Raw genomic sequence first — 12,423 nt, 5'->3', positions numbered from 1 at the left:
TTGTTAAAAACTATTGGAACTTGTACAGTTTGTGGAAAGGATTGGAGAACATGAGTAAAAAAAACATAGATATACCTTCGGATGGTAATATAATAAAAATTCCTCTATCGGAGATTATGTCTGATAATTATCTGCCTTATGCTGTAGAAGTTGCAAAGGAAAGAGCACTTCCAGATGTAAGAGATGGACTAAAGCCTGTTCATAGAAGAATTCTATATGGAGCTTATAAACTTAAAGCTACTCCAGATAAACCCTATTATAAATCAGCCAGAATAGTTGGAGATATACTAGGCAAATACCACCCGCATGGAGATACTTCAGTTTATGATGCTATGGTAATTTTAGCTCAAGACTTTACCACAAGGAAGCCACTTATAGATGGGCATGGTAATTGGGGAAGTATGGACGGAGATAATGCTGCTGCTATGCGTTATACTGAAGCTAGGCTTACACCTATTGCTTTGGAAATTTTAAGAGATATCGAAAAAGATGTAGTAGATATGGTATATAATTATTCGGATTCAGAGTTAGAACCAAGAGTGCTACCTGCTAGATTTCCTAATTTGCTAGTAAACGGAGCCTTTGGTATTGCTGTAGGGCTTGCAACAAATATACCCCCACATAATCTAAGAGAGGTAATCGAAGGTACCATTGCATTTATAGATAACAATGAAATTTCAACTAAAGAGCTTATGAATTATATTAAGGGACCAGATCTTCCAACAGGAGGTATATTAATTGGAGAAAATGCAATACTCTCTGCTTATGAAAAAGGAGACGGTAAGGTCACTTTAAGAGCTAAAACTTCTATTGAAAAATTAGAGGGTGATAGGTATGGAATAGTAATAACTGAATTTCCGTATAGAAGAAATAAAGCGAAGATACTTCAAACTATTTCTGAAATGACTGCTGATAAAAAACATGCAAAAGTTCTTGAGACAATAATTGATATAAGAGATGAATCAGATAGAAATGGTGTTAGAGCTGTAATAGAATTTAAAAAGTCTGCAGATCAAGAGATAGTGGATAAAGTACTAAAGTACCTATTTAAAAAGACAGATCTTCAAATAAATATTATTTTTAACATGGTCGCTATTGCAGATGGAAAGCCTGAAATCCTTGGCCTTAAGAGTATACTTCATCATTATGTAAATCATCAGAAGGATGTTATTATAAGAAAAACTAAGAAAGAGCTGGAAATAGCTTTGAAAAGATTTCATATTGTTGAAGGTTTTATAAAGGCAATTGATATAATGGATGAAATAATTGCAACTATTAGAGCATCTAAATCCAAAAAGGATTCAGAGAATAATTTAGTAGCTAAGTTTGGATTTACAGAGGCACAAGCTGAGGCTATTGTTGAGCTTATGCTTTACAAATTAACTGGACTAGAGATTAAAGTGTTTGAAAAAGAGTATTCAAAGCTAGAAAAAGAGATTAAAGGGCTGCAAAAGATTTTAGGTAATGAGAAGGAACTATTAAAGGTTATAAAAAATGACTTAATAGAAATAAAAGATAAGTATGGAGATGACAGAAAAACTGAGCTAATTAAAGATGATGATATAGCAAAAATTGAATTAGAAGAGATCATATTAGAAGAGGATATTGTAATTACAATATCTAATGAAGGATATATAAAGAGGATAGCTGATAAAGCCTATAAAAGATCAAATCCTAAGATTGAGGAGATTGATTATAGGGAAGGAGATTACAATAAATATATATTAGAGGCAAATACAAGAGACTCTATAATATTTTTTACAGACTTAGGTAATATGTATCAGTTAAAATGTTCAATGATACCTGAAATGAAGTGGAAAGAAAAAGGTGACAGATTAGACACTATCATTAAAACTGTTAGCTTAGAGAAAGAAAAGATTATTAGTGCAAATATAATATCTCAATTAGAAGATGATAAGTACTTTGTATTTTTTACTAATAAAGGAATGATTAAAAAAACTTATCTATCACAGTATTATACTGTGTATAGTAAATTAGTTGCATTGAAACTAAAAGATGAGAAGCTTATTCGTGTAGAAATTGTAGATAGGCTAAGTCAAAAATCCTGTATTAGGGTAAAAACTAAAAATGAATTAGAATTTACGTTAGATGAGCCATTAATTGAAATAACCGACAGAAATATATTAGGAGTTCAGGCGGTTAATATATCTAGAGATGATGAAGTAACATCTATTGATTATACAGAGGAACATGAAATTAAAAATTTTGTTTTTAATTTAGATAGAGATGGTATAATAAAAATTTCAAATAGAATATCACAAAAGAGTGAGTTTAGCTGTTATACTAACTCTTTAAGTAAATTACTTATATTTAGTAATAAGGGGAGTGTATTTATATTACCATCATATATGGCTCAGAATTTAGGCAACAATGGAACAATACTAAGTAAATTGATAGATGGCTTTGATGAAAAGGAAGATAGTATAATTGGTGTATTTTCAGTAGTAAACCCTAAAAAAGATATGAGTGTATATTTCTTTAGCAAGAGTGGATATGTAAAAAGAACTATTCTAAATGAGTTTAATAGTGCTTATGGTTATTTTAGAGTATATAAATTTAAGTATGACAATGATTATCTAATTAACGTAAAACTTAGTGATGATAGTTTAGAAAAAGATATTGTATTAATAACAAAACATGCTATGGGAATTAGATTTGGAGCTAGAAGTGTAAATACTATGGGAATGATAGCTTCAGGGGTTACAGGAATAAGTTTAAGAGATAATGATGAGGTTATTTATAGCAACTTTGTAGCTGAAAATAGTGTTGGAGATGAGATATCTATTGATGGCGAGGGAGTATATAGTTTAAGTGTTTTTTCAAATAATAAGGTTGAGAAAGAAATAAATATTAACGATATTAAAGCTCAAAACAGGGCTGGAGTAGGAAAGAAAATATTAATGCTTGATATAAATGACTTTATCTCTAATATTAAGTAAAATAAGAAAGCTGAGTATGTTGAAACACACACTCAGCTTTCTTATTTTATTAAATAATTTAAGGCGTAATTATATCTCTTTAGTTAGTATTTTTTCTAAAATATCATCAGGGATATCCAATTTCAAGTTAGAATGTCTAGCATAATTAATTCCCCAAGAGTAAATGGAGTAAAGCACAGGGATTATACCTTTTCCGTATTCAGTTAAGCTATATTCAACTTTAGGAGGAACTTGAGGAAAAACTTCTCTATTTATTAATCCATCTTCTTCTAATTCTCTTAATTGTTGAGTAAGCATTTTTTGAGTTATTCCTTTAAGCCTTCTTTTTAAATCACCAAATCTTAAAGTCTTATTTCTAAGATGCCATAAAATAATGGTTTTCCACTTACCACCTATTACATCCATTGTTAATTCCATTCCACAGCTGTAAGGCGTTTCAGAAACCTTTGTCATAAGAATACCCCCATCAAATAAATAAGGTACCCAGTTGAGAGATAAATACCTTAAGGATTTTTATTCATTCTAATGAAATAATTATATCATATCCTACTATATTTATAAAATTAAATTTTGTAAATCAGTATAAAGTAATATAAAAATATATTGTATAATTAGTAAGGTATTAACCATATTGATATAGCTATATAAGTAGCTTATAATCTATGATGGGATAAGAAAATGTATATTTAAGCATAATTGTAGAGGTGATTTATATGAAAAAACATATTTTAAATAATGGAATAAAAATTAACTATATTGAAAGGCAGGGAGAAATATCTTCCTTTTGTATTGGTTTTGGTGCGGGAGCTATAGTAGAGAAGGAAAATGAACTAGGACTTGCACATATAGTAGAACATATGCTTTTTAAGGGTACAAAAAATAGAAATGAGGAAGAAATTAATAGCGTTTGTGATGAAATTTTTGGGTTTCATAATGCTATGACTAATTATCCTTATGCTATTTATTATGGAACAACTTTAAGTTCGGATTTTGAAAAAGGATTTGAAATATATTCTGATATTTTATTGAATCCCACATTTCCAGAATATGGATTTAAAGAAGAAATTAATATAATATTAGAAGAGTTAAAGGAATGGAAAGACGATCCCTATCAAGAGTGCGAGGATGAAATTTTAAAAAACTCCTTTAAAAAGAGAAGAATTAAAGATTTAATTATAGGAACAGAGGAGAATATAAGCAATACAAATCTAGAAGATATTAAAAACTTTTATAAAAAGTACTATACTCCTGAAAATTGTGTAATAAGTATTGTGTCTTCTCTACCTTTTAGCAGAATTATAGATATTATTAATAAGCAATTTTGCTATTGGAAGAGAAATAATGATGCTACTATAGATGATGAAGTTTATGAAGATAATATGTGTGGTATATATACTAAAGTTCGAAAAGATTTAAGTGGGTCTAAGATACTGTACTGCTTTCCTATACATAATCTAAATCAAAGAGAGAAAATGCTACTTAAAATATTTAATTATAAATTTGGAGTAGGCACAAGTAGTATACTGTATAGTGTTATAAGAACTCAGCATGGATTGGTATATGATATAGGTAGCTTTATAAAAGAAGAAAAGGGAATAGAGTTGTTTATGATTAAGCTGGGTACAGCTTTTGAAAATATTAATAAGTCTCTGGAACTTATTAATAAGAGTATTGAAGAAGTAAAAAATAAGAATAGCATTTTTACTAAAGAAAATATAGAAAAGATAGTTAAAAGCTTAAATTTAAAAAGAGAACTTAGTATAGAGAAATCTATTGAACTCTGTAAAATACTTACTACATATGAAGTTATGTTTAAATCAACAGAGGATATATTTGATGAGTTTGTAGATGTTTTAAATATAACTGAAGATGAAATACTAGCTACTATAAAAAAGATACTGATAAATCCTAGTATACAAGTTTTAAGTTCGGAATAGAGAAAGTTAAAACAGTCAAGCTTTGACTGTTTTCTTTCTTTTTTTCTTTCTGACAGAAAAACCAAAATTACCTAGAGCATCTTTAGAAAGTCCGAAATATTCTCCATGAGAATAACAAATAAGATCAGCTTTTTCAAAGTGTATTTTCCCACTGGTATCTATTAAATTCTCTTCAACATGAACAGATAGAACTTCAGCTAAGAATAAATCATGTGAACCTAGAGGGATAATATTTTTAACTTTGCATTCAAGGGCAATAGGGCAATCATCTAAATAAGGTACAGAGACATTAGTACTTTCAACTAAAGTTAAATCTAACTCTTTAATTTTATCTAAAGTTCTTCCAGATTTAACACCACATAAGTCTACCTTTCGAACCATGTTTTTATAAGGCAGATTAACTACAAACTCTCCATTTTCTTTTATATACTCATAAGATAATCTCTCAGGACGAATAGCTACACTTATCATTGGTGGTCTTGTACAGGCAGTTCCTATCCATCCTACAGTAAATACATTTACTTTTCCAAGTTTATTTTTAGAGGTGATAAGCACTGCGGGAACAGGATTTAGCATTATACTCCCTTTAAAAGTTTTTTTACTCATTTGTATCTCTCCTATAATTATAGTTAAAAAACACTAATCTTTTATGATATTTCATAGAATTACTATAAAATATTAATTAGATAATAATACACAATTATTATAATATCATAGAAGAATATTTATAGATAGTTTTTAAAGATAGTTAGAAGTAACTGTATGTATAAAAATAAATAGATATCCAGAGAAGAGTCCCTGGATATCTATTTATTAAACTATTTGAACATTATACATATTCATCCAAATGTTAATCTGTATTAAATATGCCATAAGTTGAGGACCTCTCATTAGTTGACCAAACCAATAACCATTAAAGGAGTCTCCCTTAGTATCAACTATTTTTTTTACTACATTGTAGTCTATTAGTTGTAATATTGGAGAGGTTTTATCCTCTATAATATTTTTTAACCAGTTTACAATTAGATTTGTATATTCTGGATTAAAGGTTTTTGGATAAGGACTCTTTTTCCTCCAAAGTACATCATCAGGAAGAGCACCGTTTAATGCTTTTCTTAATAATCCTTTTTCTCTTCCATTATAAAACTTCATTTCAACTGGAATATTATAAGCATACTCTACCAAACGAACATCGGCAAAAGGAACTCTAACCTCTAAGCTGTTTGACATGCTCATTCTATCTTTACGAGTTAGTAGGGTAAGCATAAACCATTTCATATTTAAATAAGATATCTCTCTTAATCTACTTTCAGCTGCACTTTCTCCGTAGAGTTTAGGTGTTTTTCTTACTGTATCTTCATATTTCATTTGAACATAGCCTTCTAAATCTATGTTTGTAAATTCTTTAGATAGTAAAGTTTTTCTAGATTTTATAGATTGTGACCACGGAAAAGTAGTTGAATTTATAAGTTCGGGTTTTCTAAACCAAGGATACCCTCCGAAAATCTCATCGGCACACTCACCTGATAGAGCTACAGTAGCATTTTTTCTAACTTCCTTACAAAATAGGTACAATGATGAATCGATATCTGCCATTCCAGGAAGGTCGTTAGCTTTTACTGAATCAACTAGGTTTTCTACTAATCCATGAGAGTCTAATATTATTTTTTTATGATTACTTCCAATATATTCTGAAACTATATCAATCCAAGGATCATCCAAATCAGGCTGAAAATCACTAGACTTAAAAAAAGTATTATTATCTTTATAGTCTATGGAATAGGTATTTAAAATCTGGCCTTTTTCTTTAAAATGGGATGATGCAATAGCAGATATTATACTAGAATCTAAACCACCAGATAAAAAAGTGCATATAGGAACATCAGAAACAAGCTGTCTTTCTATAGAGTCAAATAAAAGATTTCGTATGTGTTCTGCTGTTGTATCAATATCTTCTGTATGAGACTCGCATTTTAAAGTCCAATATTCTTCTGTTTTTAGTCCTTCCTTAGAAAATAAAAGAAAGTGTGCTGGTGGTAGTGCAGATATATCTTTAAACACACCACTCTCTAAAGCATGAGCAGGCCCAAGTCCAAATATTTCGCAGATTCCATTTGAATCAATTCTAGGCGTAACTAATGGATGAGTCAGTAAAGCTTTTAGCTCAGAAGCAAAGATTAGATTATTATTTTTAATGGTATAATATAAAGGTTTAACACCTAAAGGATCTCTACACAAGAACAGTCTTTTAATATTCTCATCCCATATTCCAAAAGAAAAAATACCATTTAGTTTCTTTGCACAATCGATTCCCCAAGCTATATAGGCTGTTAATAAAACTTCGGTATCAGAATAAGATTTAAATTCAAAACCGAGTGAAATAAGTTCTTTCCTCAAATCCTCTGTGTTGTATAGCTCTCCATTGTAAACAATAACATATTTTTTATTATTGTGACTCTTTAACATAGGTTGACTTCCGCCAGTAGGGTCTACTACTATAAGACGCCTATGACCTAAAAGTACATTAGGGTCAGTATAATATCCAAAAGAATCGGGACCTCTCATTTGTAAAGTTTCAGTCATATTACTAATTAAGTGTTTTTGGTTTGATAAGTTTTCGTGAAAGTTAATCACACCTGCAATTCCACACATAATATCAGCTCCTAAACTATTTTAAATTTCATAATTTTAAATATTCTATATATTTTATGAGATATATACATATATTGTGTTTATATCTACAGTAAAAAGGTACAAGCTATATGTATAATTTAACAGTATTGCCTTCATCACACTATGTTAAATTTCAATATTTAATAATATAATTAAAATAGATATCTAAGGTAAATAAACATAAGTTGGGGGTAATCTAAATGGATAAAAAGGAATTAGAATTACTTGAAAAAATTTTAAGAGAGCTTCAAGATATAAAAGTTATTCTTCAAGATAATCAAGAAAATGAAAATGTAGAAATTAAGGAGTAAGATTTTAAAGTACATATTTTACTAAGTAAAAGGACAAGTCTATAGAAACTTGTCCTTTAAAGGTTTTTTAATAATCTTATTAGTAATTGTGGTTTAAAGTGCTTCATAATAGTTTTTAATTAGAAGAGCATCTTTTTCTAACAAAGGACTTTCGCATACTACAGAGCCTTTTATATGAAACTTATGGAAGGCTTCCATACAAGCTTTATAGTTGAAATCACTTTCTTCAAATGGAAGGTGATTTTTTTCACCTTTTTTGCTATAGTTTATACCGGAAATATGAATATGCATATCTTCTAATGCAGTATCACCTAGTTCTGAACCAATATAATCTAAAATTCTAGCGAAATCATCATAATTTTTTAAACTCCCATTATCTCTTGCATGTAAATGGGAGAAATCTATGCAAAGTTTACATGAAGGAATTTCCTTGCATAATTGAACATTTTCTTCTAAAGAACCAAATTGAGTACCTTTGCCAGTAGTCTCAAGCCTATAATCTATACCAAAGTAAGGTAGTCTTAAAAGATTTTCCTTTATGGAATTAAAAGTTTTTTCTTTTGAATCTTTTAGATAAAAGCCCGGGTGGAAAACTAAACTTTTACCTTCGACTTTTTTTAATCCTTGAGCTCCTAGAATAATTCTCTCAAGGGATTTTTCTACCTTTTCATCTTCTTCAGCGTTTAGATTTATAAAATATGAGCCATGGGCAGACAAGTAGAAATCATTTTGTACCTTAGATGCCAGAACTTCATCTTTATTTTTATCAGTTATATTTACAGACCTAACAAAGGGAAGTTCCATAGAATCTAAACCTAATTTTTTTAAGTATTGTATACCTGTTTTATATGTGAATTTTTGATTATCCTCACCAATTGGTAAGCCTGATATTCCAAATAATAAAGTGTTTATTGTAATCACCTCCAAATAGAATTATACCACAAAGATATAAGTTATTATGCTATAATAACTTTGAAGAAGGTGATGTAGATGAAAAAAGAATGGAGACTTAAAGTTACAAAAGCTAATATTGATACTTTATCAAAAGAAGCTAGGGTTAGCAAACTCATAGCAAAAATTCTATCAAATAGAGACATACAAGATCCAGAAGATATTAAAAAGTTCATGAATGCTTCTTTAGAAGATCTACATGATCCATTTTTAATGAAAGACATGGATCAAGGGACAGATATTATTTTAGATGCTATAGATGAAGGTAAGAAGATTATAATATATGGAGATTATGATGCAGATGGAGTAACTAGTACAACCATCCTTTATAAAGGATTATTAAAATTAGATGCTAATGTGAGCTATTATATACCGGATAGAGAAGCGGAAGGGTATGGTATGAGTAGTGATAGAATAAATAAGTTAAGAGCTGAAGGTGCAGAGGTTATATTAACTTGTGATAATGGGATTAGCGCTGTTGAGGAAGTTAACTATGCTAAAGAACTAGGATTTCAAGTAGTTATAACAGATCATCATGAACTACCATTTGTAGATGAAGATGGAGAGAGAAGTTACATATTGCCTAAGGCAGATGCAATAATAAATCCTAAAAGATACGATTGTGAATATCCATTCAAAATGCTTTGTGGTGCTGGAATTGCTTTCAAATTCATGCAAGCACTTTATATGAAATTAGGGATAGATGAAAAGGAAGCTTACTCTTTTATTGAAATAGCAGGAATAGGGACTATTTGCGATGTAGTTGATTTAATAGATGAAAACAGGATTATTGCAAAAAACTCATTAAAGATGATTAGCAATACTACAAATTTAGGACTAAGAGCACTTATAGAGGAGTTAGATATAAAAGATAAGAAAATTAAGTCTTATAATATTGGTTTTATGATAGGACCATGCATAAATGCCACTGGAAGGCTAGATACCGCAGCCTTGTCTGTAGAGCTTCTAACTACAAATGATGTAGTTAGAGCAGGAGAACTAGCAAAGATACTTAATGAATTAAATAAAACTAGACAAGAAATGACCATGAAGAACGTTGAAGATATAATACGTATGGTGGAGACTTCCACTTATACTCATGATAAAGTTCTAGTTATATATAAAGATGACATACATGAAAGTATAGCGGGAATAGTAGCAGGTAAAATTAGAGAAAGGTTTAACTTGCCTACAATAATACTAACAAAGGGTAAAGAGATGCCAAAAGGTTCAGGTAGATCTATTGATGAGTATAACTTGTTTGAAGAGCTTATAAAATGTAAGGACTTATTAGAAAAGTTTGGTGGGCATCCTATGGCAGCAGGATTATCTATAAAAGAAGAGAATATTGAAAAATTGAGAAAAAGATTAAATGAAAATTGTATGCTTACAGAGTATGATATTACACCTAAAGTAAGAATAGATAATAGAATACCTTTAAGTAGCATAAATGAGGAATTAATAAATGAATTAGATTATTTGGAGCCCTTTGGAAAAGGGAATGGATCTCCTTTGTTTGCAGAAAAGGGTATTAAAATATTTGAAATAAAAATACTTGGAAAAAATGCAAATACATTAAGGCTAGGATGTTTAACTAATGATAACCAAAAAATTTTTGCAATAGGCTTTAATCAAGTAAAAGAATTCATTGAAATGTTACAAGAAAGATATAATGATAAATACAAGAGAATAATTGATAATCCTAATGGATTAACATTAGACTTGGTGTTTTTTCCTTCAATAAATGAATTTAATGGTAATAGATATAGACAATTAAAAATAAAGGACTTTAGATTGTCTACAATATAAAAGTTATAATGAGCTATGCTAAAGTATAGCTCATTATTTTATTAAAATAACTTTATGGTAAAAGAAGGGAATTATATTTTTATATAGAATATTATTAAGGAATGATGAAACTAAGAAATAAGGCGAGGTATATAAAAATGTATGAACTATATGATGAAATTCCTATAAATGTAGTAATATTAGAAAGCAATAGTCTTAAAATCCGCTACATAAATAATAAATTTAAAAATACGTTTAGTTTAAATGAAGATGTAGTGGGGAGTAGCTTAGAGGATATTAGCCAATTTAAAAGATGTATTATAATCCAAGCCTTAATAAATAAATGTAGTAATAAGATAAAAAAGATAAGTTTAGTTGAGAATATGTTTTTTGATGTTATGTTTCAATATAAGGAAGAACTTACTAGCTTATTTATTTATGAAGTTACAGATTATATAGAAAGAGAATCAAGAATTAAGGAAGAAAGAGAAAAGTTTTTAAGCATATGGTCAGAAATGAAAACAAAATGTGATATTATTCAACAGTTAAGACAAAAAGAAAAGGAATATTTATTACACTTAAAAGATGTGATCAATAATCTTTCAGAAGGATTAATAGTTTTAGATGAATATGGTGACATAGGTTTTTTTAATAAAGCAGCATCAAAAATAATAGGATTAGGCTCAAAGAAAGTATGTGACTATAAAGATATCTTTAAAGGTTTAAATGTTTATGGTATAGATTTAACTAACTTCAATATAGATTTAGATAAACTGTATAAAGATTATTTATCTAATAAAAAGCCTGTTAAGGATAGAATAATAAAAATAAATATGGATAATTTAATTAAGTATATAGAAATAAGCTGTACACCAGTAAAAGATAAAAATGATAAACTTATAAATTCTATAATAACTATAAAAGATATAACTAAAGTTATAGAACATGAAATTGAGTTAAAAGTAAAAAATGAAGAACTTGAAAAACTTACAAGAATGAAGGACGATTACTTTAATATTATGTCTCATGAACTTCGAACTCCATTGACAATAATTCATTCTTCTCTTCAATTAGCTAGAGATGTTTATACTAATGAAATAACAGATAATATTGATAAAATATTATCTAAAATAAATCAAAATAGCAGAAGGTTACTTAAACTTATAAATAATGTATTAGATGTTTCAAAAGCAGAATCAGGCTTTCTTCAGTTAGATTATAAGCCATATGATGTTGTGTATATTACCGAAAATTTAATAAACTCTGTAAATCTATATGCAAAAAGTAAATCTATAGAATTAATTTTTGATACTACGGAAGAAGAGGCCATAGTACTTTTAGATAGAGATAAATATGAACGAATAGTTTTAAATTTATTATCTAATTCTATAAAGTTTACTCCAAGTAATAAAAGCATTTTAGTTACTAATGTAATCGAAGAGAATTATTTTGAGGTTAGAGTTAAGGATGAGGGGATTGGAATTCCTAGAAATAAAGTAGATATGATTTTTGAGAGATTTACACAAGTAGATAACTCTCTTTCGAAACATTCATATGGTACTGGACTTGGACTTTCGCTTGTGAAGAAATTAGTCGAATTAATGGGGGGGACTATAAAGGTTGAAAGCGAAGAGGGAAAAGGAACTGAGTTTATAGTTAGACTTCCCAAAAATAAGATTTATAAAAACGATATAGAATACGATTCATGTCAACATGAATTAAATAATAATAAAATAATTATTGAGTTTTCTGATGTGGGTTAAATATTTATAATTATGAAAGGATAGGTAATAAATTACCTAT

Annotated in this window: 8 protein-coding genes; 4 read left to right on the top strand and 4 right to left on the bottom strand. The window is 28.8% G+C overall.

Features of this window, described 5'->3' with window-relative positions; translation table 11 throughout:
* Window positions 1-50: 50 nt before the first annotated feature.
* On the top strand, window positions 51-2,960 hold the full coding sequence (locus tag ACX0KU_RS13840) for a DNA topoisomerase IV subunit A (RefSeq protein WP_472990561.1): 2,910 nt from the start codon (window positions 51-53) through the stop codon (window positions 2,958-2,960).
* Window positions 2,961-3,029: 69 nt separating this feature from the next.
* Here ACX0KU_RS13840 and ACX0KU_RS13835 read toward each other — a convergent pair whose 3' ends face one another.
* Window positions 3,030-3,413: a winged helix-turn-helix transcriptional regulator gene (locus tag ACX0KU_RS13835; RefSeq protein ID WP_472990560.1), complete on the bottom strand. Its 384-nt coding sequence runs from the start codon at window positions 3,411-3,413 to the stop codon at window positions 3,030-3,032.
* A gap of 260 nt (window positions 3,414-3,673) precedes the next feature.
* Here ACX0KU_RS13835 and ACX0KU_RS13830 point away from each other — a divergent pair, with 260 nt between their 5' ends.
* Window positions 3,674-4,897: a M16 family metallopeptidase gene (locus tag ACX0KU_RS13830; RefSeq protein WP_472990559.1), complete on the top strand. Its 1,224-nt coding sequence runs from the start codon at window positions 3,674-3,676 to the stop codon at window positions 4,895-4,897.
* A gap of 15 nt (window positions 4,898-4,912) precedes the next feature.
* Here ACX0KU_RS13830 and ACX0KU_RS13825 read toward each other — a convergent pair whose 3' ends face one another.
* The 3 genes from ACX0KU_RS13825 to ACX0KU_RS13815 all read right to left on the bottom strand — a co-directional run bounded on the left by ACX0KU_RS13825 (window position 4,913) and on the right by ACX0KU_RS13815 (window position 8,793).
* Window positions 4,913-5,503, bottom strand: coding sequence for a flavin reductase family protein (locus ACX0KU_RS13825; protein ID WP_472990558.1), 591 nt, complete (start codon window positions 5,501-5,503; stop codon window positions 4,913-4,915).
* 207 nt (window positions 5,504-5,710) lie between these two features.
* Window positions 5,711-7,549 carry an asparagine synthase (glutamine-hydrolyzing) gene (gene asnB, locus ACX0KU_RS13820; protein ID WP_472990557.1) on the bottom strand — a complete coding sequence of 613 codons (1,839 nt, stop codon included), beginning with the start codon at window positions 7,547-7,549 and terminating at the stop codon, window positions 5,711-5,713.
* A 425-nt stretch (window positions 7,550-7,974) separates the two neighbouring features.
* A complete protein-coding gene (locus tag ACX0KU_RS13815) occupies window positions 7,975-8,793 on the bottom strand; it encodes a TIM barrel protein (RefSeq protein WP_472992462.1) in 819 nt (272 codons plus the stop codon).
* 78 nt (window positions 8,794-8,871) lie between these two features.
* Here ACX0KU_RS13815 and recJ point away from each other — a divergent pair, with 78 nt between their 5' ends.
* Window positions 8,872-10,641, top strand: a complete 1,770-nt coding sequence (gene recJ, locus ACX0KU_RS13810) for a single-stranded-DNA-specific exonuclease RecJ (RefSeq protein ID WP_472990556.1) — start codon at window positions 8,872-8,874, stop codon at window positions 10,639-10,641.
* A 137-nt stretch (window positions 10,642-10,778) separates the two neighbouring features.
* Entirely contained in the window at window positions 10,779-12,383 is a 1,605-nt protein-coding gene (locus tag ACX0KU_RS13805; protein ID WP_472990555.1) for a sensor histidine kinase, read from the top strand.
* Window positions 12,384-12,423 lie beyond the last annotated feature (40 nt).

Source organism: Clostridium sp. X, assembly GCF_055755365.1.
The sequence above is the reverse complement of the archived record's forward strand: the minus strand, read 5'-3'. Positions and strand labels throughout refer to the sequence as shown.

What these genes read in the sequence shown, in the direction of transcription:
- ACX0KU_RS13825 (WP_472990558.1), bottom strand. Translation starts at nt 5,503, where the DNA reads ATGAGTAAAAAAACTTTTAAAGGGAGTATAATGCTAAATCCTGTTCCC.
- asnB (WP_472990557.1), bottom strand. Translation starts at nt 7,549, where the DNA reads ATGTGTGGAATTGCAGGTGTGATTAACTTTCACGAAAACTTATCAAAC.
- recJ (WP_472990556.1), top strand. Translation starts at nt 8,872, where the DNA reads ATGAAAAAAGAATGGAGACTTAAAGTTACAAAAGCTAATATTGATACT.
- ACX0KU_RS13840 (WP_472990561.1), top strand. Translation starts at nt 51, where the DNA reads ATGAGTAAAAAAAACATAGATATACCTTCGGATGGTAATATAATAAAA.
- ACX0KU_RS13830 (WP_472990559.1), top strand. Translation starts at nt 3,674, where the DNA reads ATGAAAAAACATATTTTAAATAATGGAATAAAAATTAACTATATTGAA.
- ACX0KU_RS13835 (WP_472990560.1), bottom strand. Translation starts at nt 3,413, where the DNA reads ATGACAAAGGTTTCTGAAACGCCTTACAGCTGTGGAATGGAATTAACA.
- ACX0KU_RS13805 (WP_472990555.1), top strand. Translation starts at nt 10,779, where the DNA reads ATGTATGAACTATATGATGAAATTCCTATAAATGTAGTAATATTAGAA.